Genomic DNA, 18082 nt, shown 5'->3' with positions numbered 1-18082 from the left:
TACCCTTGAAGGATTTGACATAGGTGAAGCTACGCAGCTTCGTTCTGAGGGGGCGGAGTCTAATCGATCAAGCGTCGGGCCGTCGCTGACGCTTTGCTTCTCGCCGCAGCCATGCGATTAGAATTTTTACCGCCTCACGCGGAGCGGCTGCGGACGGCGTGACGATCCAGTAAGCATTGGCGAGTGTGATTGCGTGCGAAGCGAAGGGACGAACCAAGGCGCCTGTTTCGAGGTCTTCCAGCACCAGGCGATGCCGTGCGACCGCGACGCCCAGGCCTTGGGCTGCGGCGCGCAGGACCAGATCGGATGAGGTGAAGCGCGTGCCTTTGCGGACATCGAGGTCCGCAGGACCTTGCTGGTCGCGCCACAGCTGCCAGCTGGCGTTGGGATCGCGATCATGCAGCAGGCGCAGTTGGCGCAAGTCGGTAAGTGCGCGCGGACGGCCGACGTTCTTCCAAAGAGTGGGGCTCATGACGGGATACAGCGCATCGTCCATGAGCGGTTCCGCGACGACGGCCGGCCAATCGCCGGCGCCTGTACGGATGGCGAAATCGCTGGCCGAGCTTTGCGGATCGTCGAGCCGCTGATCGACCACGATGGACACTTCCAATCTCGGATGCGCCCGCTCCAATGCCGGAAGTCGCGGTAACAACCAACGTCCGGCAAACGAAGGCGTGGTCGACACAGTGACCGCATAGCGCGATCGCTGCTCGCGAAGCGCGTCTGCCGCGCGACGAACATCGTCGAGTGCATTCAGCGTCACGCGCGCCAGGCGCTGGCCCTGCGGTGTTACGGCGAAGACGCGAGGACCGTGACCGCGTTCGAGCAAGGCAACTCCCAGCCAGCGTTCGAGCTCGGCAACGTGCCGGCTGACGGCTGAGTGGGAGATGGCGAGCTCGCGAGCGGCGGCGCGCACGCCACCTTTTTCCACTGCGAGCGCGAAGGCCCGTAAAGCGTTGAGCGGGAGCATGGTCCAGATATTAGACCAGGGAAGGTCGTCCATGGACCACCTCAAAGCCGCAGAGTGCGGGCTATGAACTCTGTGGAATGGGCGGAACGTCGATGGAAGCGCTGATCGCCGGCGCCAGCCTCATCGCTGTGGCAGCGATCACGCCTGGCCCAAACAATCTGGCCGTACTACGAATCACAGTCGCGCACGGCATGCCGGCCGCGTTTCCCGCCATGGCAGGTATCGTGCTCGGCGGCCTCGCCATGCTGGGAATGACGCAGCTCGGGCTTGCGGCTTTGGTTGAGGAACACTCGTGGGTTCGGAGCGCGATTGCCGTGTGCGGCGGGACGTATCTGGCCTGGCTCGGTCTAACTCTTGTCTGGCGCGGCTTGCAGCGTGCTCCGGACGCTGGGCGGCCTGAGAAGGTTGTGCCCGATGGCGCCCTCGCAATGTTTGTTTTTCAGTTTACCAATCCCAAGTCGTGGACCTTGGCGCTGACCGTCAGTGCGGCGATGCCGGCGGCTGACGATGCTGGAAGATTTGCAACGACAGCGATGCTGTTCGCACTGTTCGTCGCGATTCCGTCGGCTTGTCTCATCGCGTGGGCCGCATTCGGTCGCCTCGCTGCGCGCATGCTGAAGGATGCGGCGGCGCGCGCTCGATTCGACTGCGCGATGGGCGTGGCGCTCGCCGCATCGGCGATCGCATTACTCGTCAAGCGATGATCCCCAGGAGTGTTGAAACGATGATAGATATTTCTCTTGGCCCTGGTCCTGCAAATGGACACGTCCTGGCAATCGCCGGAAGTCTGCGTCGCAATTCGTTCAACCGCCGCTTATTGCAGGCGGCGATGGCCTGCGCTCCCGAAGGGCTGCATATACAGGTGTATGAGGGCTTGGGATCGCTGCCGATGTTCGATGAAGATATTGAAGCGACGGAGCTCGCAGCGGGCCCGGTTCGCGGCTTGCACGATCAAGTTGCGTCTGCGAGCGCGCTACTGATTGCGACGCCCGAGTACAACCAGTCGATGCCGGGTGTGCTCAAGAATGCCATCGACTGGCTGTCGCGTCCTGGTCCGAATGAAGTGCTCGTCGGCAAACCGGTTGCGCTGATCGGCGCCAGCGCCGGCCGCTGGGGAACACGACTCGCGCAGGCAGCTCTGCGGCAGGTGTTGTTTGCTACCGAGGCGTGCGTGCTGACTGGGCCAGCGCTTTATCTCGCGAATGCTCATTCGGCATTCGATGCCGAAGGACGCCTGACCGATCCTTCGGCACTCGCGTCGCTGCGACAGGTGTTGTCCGCCTTGAATGAATATATGAACGGCGGCAAGGCGTCAGCCGTGCGCTTCGCTTCTTGACAGCATTTCCCGATCGCGTCATCCGTGACTGCGGCGACGTGCGTCCGACCATACCGGATTTCGTCATAGCTTCTGAGATCAGAAGGCGTTCTTTCTCACCTTCTGGACCGTGGAGTCGCGCGGTTTCCCCTGATCTGGGAAGCCGCCCGGCGGCTGCTTCTTTTCCAGCGCCTTTTTCATGGTTTCCGCCCAGCTGGCCTTGGGTTTGCGGGACGCGGTCTTGGCGGTGGTCTTGGCCTTTTTCGCGGGTGCTTTCGAGCTCATGTCGCCTCTGGATTTCGCCTCTGAATGGAATGGGGAGACTGACTCATAATGCCTGGCCGGGGCGTCAAGCTCCACGATGTTATAACTATTGCCGATCCGAAGCACGCTCCAGCGCTTTGCGATCCCACTGCCCCAAGGTTGCGGCCGCCTCGTACGTGCTTTGCAGAAAGGCGAGCAGCGCCTGTTCAGGAGCACGGGCAGTGCGCATGGCTTCATAGGGCAGCACGAACTCACGCAGCGAGGCGCTGAAATGCGCTGCTTCCGGGGACACGCGTGCATCGGCAAACCCCGGAGGGTCCGGATAGGCATATGAATAGAAGACTGCTTCGGGGTTCTGGTCGTTACCCGCCCAGAATCCAGCGCTGCTGACTTCGTGCGAATACGCTTCGCGGGCCACCCAGTCCGGCAGGTTGGGAATTCCACCGGGATGCGGTGGTGCTGTCCGACCGGAAAACCGCGTGACGGCGAGATCGGCGCTGCCCCAGAAGTAGTGCACGGGGCTGCATTTGCCGATGAAGCGCGCCCGGAAGTCCTCGAACACTCGGGACGTTTGAGCCAGCACGCGCCAGTATCGATTGGCGAACTCGCGGTCGTATGAACCATGCACCTCGTCGGTGTCGAACGGGATCGCATCGGGCAGTTCGGAAGGCATGGTGTGAATCGCCACGGGCACGCCGACCTGTTTCATCGCGTCCATGATCTTTCTGTAAAAGCTCGCTGTCGATCGGGGCTCGAGCGGAATGGCGACGACGGCGCCGTTCAGGAGTCGGATCGATAGCACGTGCTCCACGAAATCGAAGTCGATCTGGAATGCCTTGTCGCCCGTACCGAGGAGGCGCGTGCTGAGCCCCCGCGCCGTGGTGAGTAATGCCACGTGCCAGGAGTGATTGATCCACGAGCATTGCGCAAGAGAAATCTTGCCCACGATTTGCAGCCACAGATGCAGCGTCTGGTACGTATCGCGCCACGCTTGATAGGGCAGCGGCGGCCAGCTGGCGGAGTCGTCGTTTTGCGGCATGACTTGCCTTCGAACGGTGGCGAAGGTGCAAGCATGCGCCCTCTGGCGCCATGAACGGAAGCGGAAGCAGACCTACGTCAGCGGCGTCAGGCTGCATCGATGGCGGCAGCGAGTTGCCACATGCCGGCGCGAAGCGCCGCTGGCCGGCACGCGCCGAATCCCAGCATCAGCGCGTTTTGACTTGGGCCGCTGCCATAGTTGTACGCCGACAGTGGCGTGACCTCGATGTTGCGTGCGGCGGCCTGGGAAAAGGCCCGTTCGGCATCGACGCCTTCGAGATCGGCGACTGCGTGGAGCCCGGAGTGCACCGGTCGAAGGCGTAACGGCGCGCCGGTACGTTCGATGGCTGTTCGTAGCGCCTGCAGCCTCTCCGCATATTCGAGTTGCATGCGACGGACGTGTCGCTGGTAGTGACCGCGCGTGATGAACTCGGAGAGAATCATTTGATCGAGCAGCGGTGGATGAACGTCGCTCGCCATTCGCGCACGGCTGAAGCCGTCCACCAGATCGCTGGGCACGATCAGAAAGCCGAGGCGCAGCGCTGGAAACAAAGTTTTGCTGAACGAGCCCACGTAAATGACGCGGCCGTCCGGATCGAGCGCGTGCAGGCAGGGCAGTGGCTGAGCGTCGTAACGGAAGATGCAGTCGTAGTCGTCCTCCAGGATCCACGCGAGCGACTCGCTGGCCCAGGCGAGCAGGCTGTGCCGCCGTTCGAGACTCATCGGCATGCCGAGCGGGAACTGATGCGACGGCGTGACATATGCGAGGCGAGCGGCGCTTTGTCGCGCAACGATCATTCCCTCCGAATCCACCGGCATGCACACTGCAGTCGCGCCCGCCGAGAGCAGAGCGCTATGCGCGCCTGGATAGCCAGGATCCTCGATCCAAACGGCATCGCCCACATCCAGTAACAGATGAAACACCAGATCGATCCCGCGTTGAGCCCCGGCCACCACGAGTACTTGCTCTGGGTCGCAGCTCGTGCCGCGTGAGCGCATTTGTTCGGCGATCGCCTGACGTAACCTGTTGAGACCGGCGAGTCGCGAGTAATCCAGGCGCGCCGGCGACAACGATCGCACGCACTGTCTGGCGATTTGAGACCACAGTCGAACAGGAAACAAATCGACGGCGGGCGTGCCCACTCGAAACGGGCGAGGCGGTAACGGCATGCGGCGATCGATGGCCCGAGCACGTGCTAGCGACCGACCGCGCGCGGAAAGCAGCGGATGTTTCATTGTCGACGCCGCGGTCACGACGTGCAGATCAGGTCGCCGGTCCGGCAACTCTTTGGCGATGTAAATGCCCGAACCCGGCTTGGGCACGATGTAGCCTTCCGCCTTCAATTGCTCGAAGGCCAGCAGCACCGTCGTGCGTGAAACGCCAAGATCGGCCGCCAACGCGCGAGTGGAGGGCAAGCGGCTGTCCGCAGTCAGCAGGCCCTCGATGATGGACCTGCGAATACAGGCGTAGATCTGATCCTGCAGCGTTTGACCGCAGGCAGGTTCGATGCGGATCGGCAGCGTGACGATCTTGGCCATGACTCGTCTTCCCTGAAGAGCGATGCGCCGAAGGCCGCATCGGCTCTGCATGGGCACCGACGCGGCCATCCTTCCCGATCATATTGAACTGGCGATCAACGCAGCGAAAGCACGATCGTGCGGGCCAGTTCTGCGTGACCGGCATCGTTCGGATGCAGGCCATCGCCGGTATCGTACGCTGCCAACATTCGCGTGGGCTCGCTCGGGTCGCGCAGGGCCAGATCGTAGTCCGCCACGGCGTCGAACTCCCGCGTGGTGCGGATCCAACGATTGACGGCCTGCCGCTTGGCTTCGTTCTCGGGAGTAAAGACGTTCTCGAAAATCGAGCCGCCGTTCGGCAAGAGCGTGGCGCCGTAGACTCGAAGCCCTCTGAGCTTGGCGCGACGTATCAGTTGTCGCAGGCCTGCGATGATCTGATCCGCGCTGACGGTCTCGGCCGGAGCGCCAAACACCGTGGGATAAATGATGTCCACGTAACCGAGCTCGATTAACACGTGGGTGATGCCCGTCGCGTTCAGCACTTCACGCTCAAATCGTGAAATGCCGCTCGGTCCACAGAAATCGAACAACAGCCGTGCGCAACCAGTGGACTGATTCAGGATCGCGAGCCGCGCGCCACCTGGCGGAGAGTTGATCGTCCGCGACAAAACATCGCTGACCCGGAGATTTGCGTCTTGTGTGGTAGTGGAGCCTTCGCTGATCGAATCGCCGAATAGGGCGAGTGCGCCAACCCAATGCGGCGACAACACTTCGACAAAGGTCAACCAGTAGCGTGACCGTGTGATGGCCTGGGTCGGAAAGTCGGCGGCGTCGCTGAAGTCTCCCGGAGAGGAAATATAGACCGTCTGGTTGCCGTTCGGGTGATAGGCGGCCATGCCCGTGTCCTGCGCGACGTACACGCTGATTGCGAGTTGGCTGTTCGTTGGCACTTGCATCTGAATCGGATCGCTCAGCGCCACCGCGCCTCGCGGAATCACGACCGACGTCTGCCCTCGGAATCTCAGCGGACGATACGAATTCGGCACGATGGCCGAGCCACTCGCGGGCACGGCCACGCTGGCGGATCCGATGATCAGCGGTGCTTCGCCATACTCATTCGACAAACGTACGCGTACTTTCGTGCCGCCCACACTGATGGGAACGATCTGGCGTACGGTTTGATTGTCGAAAGATCGTGAGGCATCGCCATAACTCGTGCCGTTCGCCATGAGCGGCGCGCTCCAGGTGGCGACCCAGCGTGCGCCACCCAGCTCACTTGTTTGCGCGTGAGTTGGAGCGGCGCTCGCGGTTGCGATGAGAATACCGGCCGCCGCTGCGACCAGGTAACGGCGCGATAACTTGATCAGTTTTTCCATGTCTCATGTCTCCTGCATTGCCCGTGTCAGGCGCTGCAGTGTGAGGACGCGAGACCGCCGCGGGGTAGCTCCACTTCGCCGCAGTTGTATAAAACCAGTTGTCAGAACCGGTAGGTGACGCCGAAGTTGTAATTGCGAGGCTCGCCGAATGCCAGCTGGTTGTAGAAACCGATCTGGTCGTAGTAGTCCTCGTCCAGCAGGTTATCGATGTTCAATTGCGCGGAGATTGTGTCGCTGATTGCGTAGCGCGCCATCAAGTGCACCAGTGCAAACGCGTCTTGCTCCAGACGTTCGGGTGCCTGGGTGATGGGGTTGGCGGTTGCGGTGTAATTGCCGCCTTCCCAGTTCACGCCGCCGCCGATGGTCAGGCGGGGCAGGGAGTCGAGGAACTCATAGGTCGTAAACAGTTTGAACAGCTCGCGGGGCTGATCGGTGTTGACGTCCACCTCTTGCGCATCCTTCACGCTGAACTTGGTATAGCTCAAGCTCGCTTCCCAGCCAGGCAACGGACGGCCGACCACTTCGATTTCGAAACCTTCGCTTTGGGCGCCTTCGGCGGCTCGCGATGCCGGGAGGTTCGTGCCTGGAAGGAAGCCACCGGGATCAGGCTGTGCGAGACTGTCCTGTTCGATCCGGAAGATCGCGACCGTGGTATGCAGGGCGCCGTTCAAGAACGCGCTTTTGAGTCCCAATTCAGAGGCGCGTCCGGTAATCGGGTCGAGCAGCCGGCCATTGCGATCTCGAGCATTCTGCGGCTTGAAGATCTCTGTATAGCTGCCGTAAACGCGATGACTCTCGGTGACGTCGTAGAGCGCGCCGATGTATGGAATGAATACGTTCGAGTCGCCGTAATCGGTGTCCGAGCCATAGGCGAAGCCGGTTTGCTCCCACTCGGCGAGTCGCGCGCCGGCCACTACTTTCAAGGGCTCGGTGATGGAGATGCGAGTGGCGAGATAGAACCCCGATTGTTTCGTATCCTGATCGACGTCGGTGCTGGCCGGACCCCAGGTCGGCTCGGGATAGTTGCCGTCCCACTCGTTGAAGTCGCCGATAGGCGCGATCGTGCTTGAGATGGCGGCGCGGTTGTCGGCGAAGTAGGTTTGGTCGATGTATGTATAGCCGGCGATGAGCTCATGCGTGCGCCCGAATAGATCGTAACTGCCGGACAACCGCGCGCCGATGCTGTATTGCTCGCGGCTGGTGTCGGAGCGATAGGGTGATGCACCGAGTCCGAGGCCGGTGTCTCGATCCGGCGAGCCGAACAGATACAGCAGCGCCAGTTCCGCGTCGTTGCGGGCGTTGTTGTAATCGATGCGAATGTCCCAACGGTCGTTGAGCTGTTGGCGTGCCGTTACAAAGTAGTTGCGATTGGTCGACGCCCAACGTGTCCAGCGCGCGCCGATCGTATGCGAGGCCGGGAAATCGGTACGGCTGCCATCGGCGTACCAAGAGGGCAAGCCGCCCCATGTCGAAGCGGTCGGATCGTTGTCCTGATAGCTGAAGCCGGCGCGGATCAACGTTCGATCGGTGATGTCAGCATCGACAACCGCGTAGCCGACGGATTTCTTGTTTCCGAGCAGCCGGACGAAGGAGTCGCCTTCTTCGTAATTCAACACGGCGCGGCCAAGCACTCGACCGTCGAGTGCGAGTGGTGAGCCGATGTCGAGCATCGCGTGACGCTGACTCCACCGCCCGAAGCCGAGCGTCGTGAAGCCTTCGAATTCCCTGCTGTCCGCGTGCTTGCGTACCAGGTTGATCGACGCCGAAGGATCGCCCGCGCCGGTCAGCAAGCCCGTCGCGCCGCGTACGATTTCGATGCGCTCGTACAGCGCCGTGTCGCTTTCGGTTTCGCCGGCGTCACCGCCGGAGGTCCATTCCATCGGCACGCCGTCTATTTGATAGTTGTCGATGTCAAAGCCGCGTGCCGAGAACGCATGGCGCGAGCTGTCTCGCAATTTGCCGGAGACGCCGGGCGCGCTGTTCACGACATCGGACAGCGACCGCAGGTTCTGGTCGAGAATGCGCTCGAACGTCATCACCGAGACCGATTGCGGCGTCTCGAGGATCGTGAGACCGAGCCCCGTCGCAGTGTCGAGCCGATCGCCGGTGGTGTAGGTGCTCTCGACCACCACTTCTTCCAGCGATTCAGCCGCCCTGGCGCGGTCGCCCGACATCAGTGCCAAAGCGACTGCCAGCGCCACCGCATTTTTCGGCAAATCACGCCGGAAACCGCTGCGAAATCCCATCGAATCCATGTCCCGTCTCCACGCCGACCTCGGCGGACGGGATGGGACTATACACGAATGCGAATGATTCGCATCCGAATTGTGAGCGCGTTGGGACTTATGGCTGACCGACCACGACCTCGCTGATCTGCAGGACCGGCGTCAGATCGGTGTAGTTCGGAATGTCGCCGAGAATTTCGTTGGCATGCGGAGCGAACGCTTTATTGAACGCGTCGACGGAATCGCAGTAGATGTGACACATGGCGACGTACGTGGGCGCCTCGCCTGGGCTGCCACCGACGAGCCCCTTGTCGACGGTATAGAAACGGCACGCCGATCCCAGACGCTCCTGCACGAGGGGCATGTGCTTGTCGCGATAGTAGGCGTGGTCGAACCGGGCATTGGACTGATGCGGATACATAACGCTGACCTTGATCATCGCCAGTCTCCTGTACGTTACGCCCCAAGGGGCCGATCCTGCGCCTGTGGCGCAATTTCGTCCACCGTTAGCGCAGGCTTCGAGTACGCATTGGAGTTCTCCGTGACTGAAGGTCAGCGAAGCTCTCGGTCGAATACTGGTCGCGGGAAACGCATTGTGGTCGGGATCGATGCGGGGTGGACGGAAGCGGGATCGAGTGGAGTGGCTGTGGTTGAAGTCGTCGGGCGCCGGGCGGTGCTCCTCGCTGCGGCTCCATCCTACGCTGCCTTTTGTGAGTTGAAGCAGGATGCCAAGGTGGACTGGCGGAGTCGCAAAGGATCGCGGTTGGAGGCAGAAGAAATCCTTGAGGCAACAGTTCGCCTGAGCGGGCGACTGCCGGACTTGATAGCTGTTGATATGCCGCTATCCACCGAGCCAATTTCACGAAGGCGCGCGGCAGATGATCTTGTGTCGAGTGCGTTCGGTGCGATGGGAGCGGGAACTCACAGCCCGTCTGTCGAGCGGCCGGGCGCCCATGGTCGTAATCTGCAGCGCGCTTTCGAAAAGCAAGGATACGTGTTGCAAACAATGCGTCGGCAGACGTCAGCTAAACAGTTGATTGAAGTGTATCCCCATCCTGCCCTGATCCATCTCTGCAGGAGCGATCGTCGCCTGCCGTACAAGGCGTCGAAGTGCAGTCAGTACTGGCCGGGCATGACCGCATCCGAAAGAAAAGAGTCTCTGCTGCGAGTCTGGCGGGAGATCGCTGAACGATTGGAGCACGAGATCGCAGGGGCCCAGTCCGCGATCTCCGAGGCAATTCGATCCTGCCGTTCGAAGAAGGCCGCCGAGGATGTGATCGATGCGATCGTCTGTGCCTGGGTGGGCGTTTGTTTTCTCAAAGGATCAGTCACGGGTTTCGGCGATTCAGCCGCCGCAATCTGGATTCCGGCGTGATCGAACGCGCCACGCTGCATTGCGCTTGCCTTGTTTGCGCAAAGCGGTTGCGAGCATGCTTGCGAACGCCTGTCCAACATCGAACAAGCGATGGGAGACGAACATGAAAGCGCTATTCATATCCGCGGTGTTTGCATTCGTGGCGGCGGTCAGCGGTGTGGCAGTTGCCGCCGAGATGGGTTCGGACCCGGTGATCGGCACCTGGAAGCTCAACGCCGCGAAGTCCACATTCACCTCCGGTCCGGCGCTCAAGAGTCAGACGAGGACATACTCACAGTCCGGTCAGCGCATCTCGCTGGTCATGAAGTCGATGAGCGCCGATGGCAAGGAGGCGACCAGCCGGACCTCGTATCAGCTCGACGGCAAGGACTATCCCGTAATGGGAAACCCCGATTTCGACAGCCTCTCGGCCGAACAGGTCGACGCCAATACCGCCGAGTTCAAATTGAAAAAGGGCGGCAAAACCGTCGGCACCACCAGCCGTACCGTATCCAAGGACGGGAAGACATTGACCTCGAAAATGCAGCTCACCATGGTCAACGGCGAGAAGGCCGACAACGTGCTGGTGTTCGACAAGCAGTAGGCGCCGCATCCATCCAAGGAAACTTCGGAGCGAGCTAACGACCTTGACTCATTATAAATGAGGCTTCTCCGGAGGCATCCCATGGCGATGTTTCACAACGGTAACCGTGAACTGCAGCAGCAGTTCGGTTCGACGGCTCTGGCCGACCGGTTGGTCGAGCGTCTGCGCCGGTCCGAATTCAACGATGAAGACAGGGCGTTCATTCACTCGGTGGAGTTTTTCTTTCTGGCCACCGCCGCGCCGGGCGGCCAGCCCGATTGTTCCTTCAAGGGCGGGGCGCCCGGTTTCGTACGCATCGTGCGACCCGATCTGCTGGTGTGGCCGGACTACGACGGTAACGGCATGTTCAAGAGTCTGGGGAACATCAGCCTCAACCCGTTCGTAGGTTTGTTGTTCATTCGCATGGGAGAGGCCCCCAAGCGTCTGCGTGTCAATGGACGCGCGGAAGTCGTGTTGAACGATCCGCTGATGCGGGAGTTCGTGGGCGCGCAGGGATTGGTTCGCGTTACGCCGATCGACATTTTTCCCAACTGCCCGCGATACATTCCCGATTTAGCGGCCGGCAAACCGTCGCCCTATGTGCCTCGCGACGGGGAGCCGCCCACGGAACCGGGCTGGAAGTCGAACCCAGCGTGGAAAGAGGTGGTTCCGCCCAGAAAGGTCTGAGTTCGGCACGGACGATCAGGAGGGATTTGGTACATGCGCACAGCGACGCGTCAACGACTGCGCTTGTCAGGCGGCAGCGACTTGTCCTACTTCACGGCGGGTGAGGCGTCCAAGCCCGCATTGCTCCTTTTGCACGGATTTCCTACCTCTGCGCAAACGTTTCGGGACGTTGTGCCCGAGCTCTCGCAGGTCGCTTACGTGATCGCGCCCGATCTGCCGGGCTTTGGCGAATCGGATGTTCTGCCGACAGTTTCGTTTCCCGCCTACGGGGAGGCAATCTCGGAGTTGCTCGCTCGGCTAGAGATCGGGCCGCGCTACATTTACCTGCATGATTTCGGCGCTCCCGTGGGCTTCCACATCGCCATGCAGGCGCCAGAGCGAGTCCTGGGCCTGATCGTTCAAAACGCCAACGCGCATCGAAGCGGGTTTGGGCCGCAATGGGCCGACACGCAAGCGTTCTGGGCGCAGCCGAACGCCAAGACTGAAGCGGCGGCCACGTCGCATCTGACATTCGAGGGTACGAAATATCAGTATTTCGGCAATGTTCCCTCGGACGTCGCCGCCCGGATTTCAGGCGAAGGTTGGAAGGAAGATTGGCGTGTGATGTCCTTGCCCGGACGGATGGGAATGCATCGCGCGCTGCTCCTGGACTATGGGAACTACGTCGCACGCTTCGATGCTATCGCCGAATATCTCAAACGCCGACAGCCGCCGGCCCTGATGCTGTGGGGAAGACACGATCCATTCTTCGACATCGCCGAGACCCTGTCATGGATGCAGGCGCTGCCGAGGATGGAGGCTCACATTCTCGATGCCGGGCATCTCATGTTGGAAACGCACGCGGGCGCAGCTGCGTCGCTTATGGTCGAGTTCATCGGCCGTAAGCAGCGTTGAAGGCGGAGCTACGCCGCTTATCCTGTTGCGACCCTCTGCGGCCCTGCCAGGCTGACCGGAACTTCCAAGGTTCGAGTCTGTGACATGGGTTGCAAGGAGGAATCGGTCGAGCTCAACTCCAGCACGGCGTTCAAGGCTTTTTTCCATTCGCGCTCGATCAGCGCGATCAGTTGTCTTTCCATGCGAAGCGGCTGTTCCGAGACGAACCATGCACGGTTTCTTTCCGCAACTCGCTCCTTGAGCCCCGGGCCGCGGCTCCACTCCAAGGAACACTCGCGCCAGAGCGACGGAGACGACTGCGAAGTCTCTCGGAATATGAACTGAGCTGCCATTTCGACTTTCCTCAACAGATCCTCATAGGAGCGATCGAGCACTCGCCTGGCCTGCTCGATGAGCTCCCTGGCGTCGGCATAGTGGGAGTCATTCAAGAGACTGTTGCAGTGGTTGTGAAACTCCGTAACAGACTTGCCGAGCACGGCGAATGCGAGCCGCCGCGCTCCATAACCGATATGGTGATCGTAGCTCAGATCCGAGCATTCGCCTTGCCGTCGAATGGATGCACGGATCGTACTCGCATAGGCGACTTGGATCTGGGCCAGCAGGCTGTCGTGGACGTGCGTATGGACCGGATCCATCCTGCCGTGTGTGGCGGCCCAGCCATACATCGCCTGTCTCACATCCTGCGCCGAAGCCGACGCATTCTTTTCGTCATCATCGATCAACGCGCGCGCGCCGGTTATCACTGCTTGCAGTTGCTCCTTGAAGGTGAACCGCAGTTCCCGGAGTCGTTCCACCAGGAACCGCTGCAGGTCTGTGGGCGAATCCTCCACGGCGTTGAAGAAGCTCAGCCCGATGTGTTCCAGTCGTAGCGGGCTCAGGGCACGGCGTATCTGCTCGTCTTTCAGCTCGTATCCTTCCTGGACGCTTTGCACCGGTTCCGAGGTGGCATCGTCCTTCATCGCCAACGCTTCGCCAGGCCGGGGTAGTACCAGGATGGCGATGTGTGCTTTGAGATTCCGGTGACCTGCGTCCCGGGCGCGTTCGATCAGCAGGCGCGTCTCGGCCGCCGGGGCGTTGTTGAAGGCGGAACACAACACGACCAGCGTGTGTGGATCGTCGAAGTGACACTCGAGATCCTCGCGGGCGACCATGCGGTCGATGCTCTTGGTGTCGATGTATCTCAGGTTCAGGTCCGGTACGTCCCCAGGTAGTGGCGGCCTGACGACCTCGATGCGTTTAGGCAGCGGGAATTCTTTGTTCTGACCGTTGTTGATGGAAGAAAATGTTTCCTTCAACCAGACCATCGGCGATTTACCGCAGGCACTGTCATACCAGATATCCCGCCGGCCACGTTGATGGAGCTCCATGCGGCTCTGAATCTCGATGACGAGCTCGCCACGATCCGGAAAATCGAGGGCGAGGGTGCTCAGCGGATCGTGGACGATGCGCTTGCCATCGCTCTGCCTGACCCGCTGCACGGCCAGACCCGCCATGTTGCGTATCGCGCGTGAGACTTCGTTGTTGAGGCGTTGCGATTCAGTGGCGATGGGAGAGCTGCTGTCGCTGCCGTCGCCCAGAACTTGATCGGCCAGATCCTCGATATCGTGGCGAAGCTCCCATGCCGTGCGGGGCTCGACCAAAATGCCATACTGCGGGCCGGTTCGGATGTGAACCTCGCATACTGTGGTGCCACCGCCGCCGACCTCGAGTGCAGGGACCCGTGAGCCATCTTGCGCGATAGCCAACAACTCGAGCACTTGGCATAGCGCCTGAGTCTTGCCCATGCCGATGCTGCCCATGAATACGATGGGATGATCGCGTTTGAGCAAGCGTGCGCTACCGCGTTTTATCTCCGATATGTATTCAGAAGCGCGTCGCACGCGCAGCTGAGTTTCCTCAGGCCGGTCGCGCACCGCCATGAGGTCCCTGAGGGTGTTCTCCGCATCCCACAGCAGATCCTGTTCAGTATGGTCCAGCGGAGGTTGCGGCAAAATTTGCCATGAACGTTTCAGGGCGTTGGCCAGAGAACGGGCTTCTGGACTATCGATTTGCTCCAGGGCGGCCAGTGCTTCCTGCAGGGAGAGGGGCCGCTCGCCTGTTTCAATGCGGGACAAGACGGCCTGACTCAAGTCCATGCGTTTGGCCAGGTCCGCTTGCTTGAGACCGGCTCGCTCCCGCACCAGCGTCAAATGTCGGCCGATTTTGGTTCCGTTGTACTGCACAGCCTTCGCTCGGGAATAAATTCGGCTACTTACACCATAAGACCGTGAGATATTCGGGCTGACCCCCTGTGCGACCGAATCATTTCGGTCACTACGGATGATGCAAACGTCGTTTCGGCCCCGTTTACAGAGAAGACCTGACCATATTCCGATCGGAACGTTTTATCGAAAGAATAATTTCGATTTCTCGGAGAGCAGTACGCGGATTTTGCCGCGCGCATCTTTAGAGGGGCGAATGCCATTCGACGGCCGGTCTTTCAGACAAGCTACCGCACCCGCGATGTGGGTGCGCTTCGAGAAGAACAGGCGCTCCCCTTAACTCTCATCGAGACGACGTTCGGTGAGACCGTCGACACTCCGGCCTGTAGTGAGAAGTCGCGGCTCGAAGGACTGTCATGCGGACGTCGACGCGGTCGAGAATTGTAGGGCAGATCATGCTGCGCGCGTTCGTTTCCTCGAATTCCCTGGCTCCCCTGGCTCCCCACTGCCCCGGTTTAGTTGGGGAGTGATCCGTGGACGGACTTATCCCGATCGTAGCGGAACTTGGCGAGCCCCTCGCGCTGATCGGCCTGGCAGCCGTGATGCTGTCCCTGGTTCTCGGGAAGATTCTCTCACTCAGGATTTTCCAGAAACTGAGCGAGGAGCGAACCTACGGTGTCATCAAGCGAATCGTCACAAATACGACGCTGGTGGCGCTTGCCCTGATTCTGGTGGGATTCCTGGTGAGTCTGGCCCCGGCGTTCGTGCCGCCGACGGGGAGACTGGCGCAGCAAGCGGATTCAGTTCCGAAACGAAGGGTCGAGACCTCCGAACGTGTTAGTCAGGTTTTCAGCCGGCAAGCGGGCAACGCCGGCAGTTGCGTGGAAGACAAGGTGGCGGCCTCGTTCGATCTATGCCTCGAGCCAGGCTGTGCTGTCACGAATTGGGAAGAGATGCCCATGGAAGGTCAAAACTACAGCTTCTCGGTCGAGCGCGACGAGTCGATGCTGAATTGTGTGCGACTGACTCTGAAATATTCGGACTACGGCCCAGACTCACGCGGTCAATGCCGAGGCCACGGCTACATCAATATGAAGGTCAGGCTCAATGGACGCTGTGTGTCTGACCCAGATCGGCAGCGGCAGGGCGAGAACTCTGAGTAGGTCTCGCGACGTTGGTAGCATTTACTCGCCATCGATAGTTCGCGTTACTATCGATGCATGAGTCAGACCAAAGCACTGCTCGCTCTGCTGGGCATCGAGCACCCGATCATCCAAGCGCCGATGGCGGGCGTCTCCACGCCGAAGCTGGCGGCAGCAGTATCGAATAGCGGTGGGCTGGGTTCGCTGGGACTCGGCGCGAGCAGCGTAGATCAGGCGAGGGCTTCGATTCGCGACACGCGAAGGCTCACATCGTGGCCGTTTAACGTCAATTTGTTTTGTCATCGGCGCGCTGTCGCGGATGTGAAGCGTGAGAGCGAATGGCTTGCGCACCTCGCGCCGATCTTCGCGGAGTTTGGGGCGAAGCCGCCGGTGAAGTTGCGGGAGATCTACGAGACGTTCATCGGCAACGAGGCCATGTTGGCGATGCTGCTGGAGGAGCGGCCGGCGGTTGTGAGTTTCCATTTTGGATTGCCGGCGCCCGAATGGATTAGCAGGCTACGCGAGGCGGGAATTGTGACGCTGGGCTGCGCGACCAATGCGGCCGAGGCGAACGAGTGCGGGCGGGCGGGTGTCGATGCGATAGTGGCGCAAGGTATCGAGGCAGGCGGGCATCGAGGAGTGTTCGAGCCAGACCTTGGCGATGACGGTATCGGTACGTTCGCGCTGGTTCGAATGTTGGCGCAACAGTACCAGCGGCCGATCGTCGCGGCGGGTGGAATCATGGATGGACAGGGAATTGCGGCCGCCATGTCGTTGGGAGCGGCGGGGGTACAACTCGGCACGGCATTCGTTCTTTGCCCGGAGTCGTCGGCCAATGCCGCTTACCGGGAACAGATGAGAAGCGGACGGGCGCATCACACTAGAATTACTGCCGCGATCTCCGGCCGGCCCGCGCGAGGGCTGCCCAATCGCATGTACGAGATGTCGGAAGCGTTGCTGCCGGACTATCCGATTGCCTACGATGCGGGAAAGGCCTTGCACGCGGCGGCGAGCGCAAAAGGCAATCATGAATTCGCCGCTTATTGGGCCGGGCAGGGCGCGCCACTCGCCCGCGAGATGCCGGCTAGCGAGTTGATGAAAAAGCTCGCTGAAGAATGGCGAGCAGCGAGCGCCGCAGAACCTACCTCAAGAACAACTGCGCAATAGCTCGCGCGGTCTGATACGGCTCGGGATCGTTGCGATTGCTCAACAGCACGACGGTGAAGCGTCGTTCGGGATAACGGACGATCACGTTGCGAAAACCGATCGTCTCGCCCGAGTGCCAGAGCGTGCTGCCGCCAATCTGTTCCTCGGTGATGCGCCAACCCATGCCGTAGCGGACGTTGGGATCGTCGCTGTCGACGACCGGGGTGAACGCAAGCTGTCGCGAGCGAGCGCTGAGCAGGCGATCGTCATAGAGAGCGACGTCCCATTTGGCGAGATCGTCGATGGAGGAATAGATGCCGCCGTCGCCCAACACCGCACTCGTCTGGCTTTGATCCGTTCGGGTCCAGCGCCCGTGCTCCTCGCTGTAACCGAAGGCGCGACGATTGACGCTCGACACGCCTTCTTCATACGCCACGGTGTTCGTCATGCCCAACGGCACGAAGATGCGTTCCTTGAGGAAGGTGGCGAAGTCCTTACCGGACGCTTTGCCGACGATCAGCGCGAGCAGTGCATAGCCACTGTTGCTATACCGATAAGCCGTGCCAGGAGTGAAGTACGTGCGGTTCTGAGTCTCGAGAATCTCGAGGACGTCCGCATCGTGCAACTGGCCGGTCATCGTGGGTGGAATCACATCCTCGTAGTCGATGAGGCCGGAGGTATGCGTCAGCACATGCCGAAGCGTCATTCTCGTGGCGACCTCCGGCAAGCTCGGAAACCATTTTCGCAGCGGGTCGTCGAGGTCAAGTTTGCCGTCCTCGGCGAGTAACAGAATGGCGGCGGCCGTGAACTGTTTCGTGACCGAGGCGAGGCGGTAGTTCGTATCAGGCGTGGCGACCGTTTGCTCTTCGAGATTCGACAGTCCGTAAGAGCGGCGCACGAGCGGCTTGCCATCCTGCACGATCAACAGTGAGGCGCCCGGCACTGCCCCGTCGTAGCGGCTCATCGGTTGATCGACTCGAGATTGCATATCGCCGGTCTCCGCGTGGCTTTGAGCTGGACACTCGCCACTGCGAGTGAAGGCCAGATCTTCGAAGTCATAACTGAAATCCGCGTCGGGGTCCACCTTGCTCATGGTCAGAGTGGCGGTGCTCGGTGCGCTTGGAAGGCCGGCGCGCGCGAAGACCAGCCATGCTTCGGTGTCGATGTCGTCCTGCGACCAATCGACGAGCGGGCGAGGCCCGACCTGCATGACTTTGCCAGTGAGCTGCGGCGACTTCTCGGAGGAGAAGACAACAGCGCCATCACGACGGCAGACCGACACCTCACCGAACCACGGGTCCCGATAAATACCCAACCACGACTCGATGTTCGCGCTCGCGACTGGGATTCGCGACGAAGTGTCGGGGAC

Annotated in this window: 17 protein-coding genes; 8 read left to right on the top strand and 9 right to left on the bottom strand. The window is 60.9% G+C overall.

Annotated features, from left to right (window positions below; all coding sequences use genetic code 11):
- Positions 1–67: 67 nt before the first annotated feature.
- Entirely contained in the window at positions 68–1003 is a 936-nt protein-coding gene (locus VGD45_RS22345) for a LysR substrate-binding domain-containing protein (protein WP_331157568.1), read from the bottom strand.
- Between the two features lie 59 nt (positions 1004–1062).
- Here VGD45_RS22345 and VGD45_RS22340 point away from each other — a divergent pair, with 59 nt between their 5' ends.
- Positions 1063–1674 carry a LysE family translocator gene (locus VGD45_RS22340; protein ID WP_331157567.1) on the top strand — a complete coding sequence of 204 codons (612 nt, stop codon included), beginning with the start codon at positions 1063–1065 and terminating at the stop codon, positions 1672–1674.
- The gene (locus tag VGD45_RS22335) at positions 1671–2306 is read left to right on the top strand and encodes an NADPH-dependent FMN reductase (protein ID WP_331157566.1); all 636 of its coding nucleotides are present in this window, start codon (positions 1671–1673) and stop codon (positions 2304–2306) included. Before VGD45_RS22340 ends, VGD45_RS22335 begins: the two co-directional genes overlap by 4 nt.
- 78 nt (positions 2307–2384) lie before the next feature.
- Here the strand turns inward: VGD45_RS22335 and VGD45_RS22330 are convergent, their stop codons facing one another.
- The 6 genes from VGD45_RS22330 to VGD45_RS22305 all read right to left on the bottom strand — a co-directional run bounded on the left by VGD45_RS22330 (position 2385) and on the right by VGD45_RS22305 (position 9145).
- Positions 2385–2570, bottom strand: a complete 186-nt coding sequence (locus VGD45_RS22330; RefSeq protein WP_331157565.1) for a hypothetical protein — start codon at positions 2568–2570, stop codon at positions 2385–2387.
- A gap of 85 nt (positions 2571–2655) precedes the next feature.
- A complete protein-coding gene (locus VGD45_RS22325) occupies positions 2656–3588 on the bottom strand; it encodes a DUF5996 family protein (RefSeq protein WP_331157564.1) in 933 nt (310 codons plus the stop codon).
- Between the two features lie 86 nt (positions 3589–3674).
- Positions 3675–5126 (bottom strand): PLP-dependent aminotransferase family protein, encoded by a 1452-nt coding sequence (locus VGD45_RS22320; RefSeq protein ID WP_331157563.1) that lies wholly within the window; start codon positions 5124–5126, stop codon positions 3675–3677.
- A gap of 95 nt (positions 5127–5221) precedes the next feature.
- Positions 5222–6481, bottom strand: a complete 1260-nt coding sequence (locus tag VGD45_RS22315; RefSeq protein WP_331157562.1) for an SGNH/GDSL hydrolase family protein — start codon at positions 6479–6481, stop codon at positions 5222–5224.
- Between the two features lie 101 nt (positions 6482–6582).
- On the bottom strand, positions 6583–8736 hold the full coding sequence (locus tag VGD45_RS22310; protein WP_331157561.1) for a TonB-dependent siderophore receptor: 2154 nt from the start codon (positions 8734–8736) through the stop codon (positions 6583–6585).
- Between the two features lie 88 nt (positions 8737–8824).
- On the bottom strand, positions 8825–9145 hold the full coding sequence (locus VGD45_RS22305) for an EthD family reductase (RefSeq protein WP_331157560.1): 321 nt from the start codon (positions 9143–9145) through the stop codon (positions 8825–8827).
- A gap of 207 nt (positions 9146–9352) precedes the next feature.
- On the opposite strand from VGD45_RS22305, the gene VGD45_RS22300 reads away from it, so the two are divergent.
- The 4 genes from VGD45_RS22300 to VGD45_RS22285 all read left to right on the top strand — a co-directional run bounded on the left by VGD45_RS22300 (position 9353) and on the right by VGD45_RS22285 (position 12224).
- A complete protein-coding gene (locus VGD45_RS22300; protein ID WP_331157559.1) occupies positions 9353–10081 on the top strand; it encodes a DUF429 domain-containing protein in 729 nt (242 codons plus the stop codon).
- 103 nt (positions 10082–10184) lie between these two features.
- On the top strand, positions 10185–10664 hold the full coding sequence (locus VGD45_RS22295) for a hypothetical protein (RefSeq protein ID WP_331157558.1): 480 nt from the start codon (positions 10185–10187) through the stop codon (positions 10662–10664).
- Between the two features lie 81 nt (positions 10665–10745).
- Entirely contained in the window at positions 10746–11330 is a 585-nt protein-coding gene (locus VGD45_RS22290) for a pyridoxamine 5'-phosphate oxidase family protein (RefSeq protein ID WP_331157557.1), read from the top strand.
- A gap of 33 nt (positions 11331–11363) precedes the next feature.
- Complete coding sequence (locus VGD45_RS22285) at positions 11364–12224, top strand: alpha/beta hydrolase (protein WP_331157556.1); 861 nt, start codon at positions 11364–11366, stop codon at positions 12222–12224.
- Positions 12225–12241: 17 nt separating this feature from the next.
- Here the strand turns inward: VGD45_RS22285 and VGD45_RS22280 are convergent, their stop codons facing one another.
- Complete coding sequence (locus VGD45_RS22280; protein ID WP_331157555.1) at positions 12242–14446, bottom strand: helix-turn-helix domain-containing protein; 2205 nt, start codon at positions 14444–14446, stop codon at positions 12242–12244.
- A 512-nt stretch (positions 14447–14958) separates the two neighbouring features.
- On the opposite strand from VGD45_RS22280, the gene VGD45_RS22275 reads away from it, so the two are divergent.
- Both VGD45_RS22275 and VGD45_RS22270 read left to right on the top strand, forming a co-directional pair.
- Positions 14959–15588: a hypothetical protein gene (locus VGD45_RS22275; RefSeq protein WP_331157554.1), complete on the top strand. Its 630-nt coding sequence runs from the start codon at positions 14959–14961 to the stop codon at positions 15586–15588.
- Positions 15589–15645: 57 nt separating this feature from the next.
- Positions 15646–16734, top strand: a complete 1089-nt coding sequence (locus VGD45_RS22270) for a nitronate monooxygenase (protein WP_331157553.1) — start codon at positions 15646–15648, stop codon at positions 16732–16734.
- Here VGD45_RS22270 and VGD45_RS34190 read toward each other — a convergent pair.
- On the bottom strand, positions 16709–17701 hold the full coding sequence (locus tag VGD45_RS34190; protein WP_349263338.1) for a serine hydrolase domain-containing protein: 993 nt from the start codon (positions 17699–17701) through the stop codon (positions 16709–16711). The genes VGD45_RS22270 and VGD45_RS34190 overlap by 26 nt on opposite strands.
- Positions 17702–18082: the final 381 nt, after the last annotated feature.

This window comes from Steroidobacter sp. (assembly GCF_036402275.1).
Taxonomy (GTDB): domain Bacteria; phylum Pseudomonadota; class Gammaproteobacteria; order Steroidobacterales; family Steroidobacteraceae; genus Steroidobacter.
Note: the sequence above shows the minus strand (reverse complement) of the source record. Positions and strands in the feature narration are given on the sequence as shown.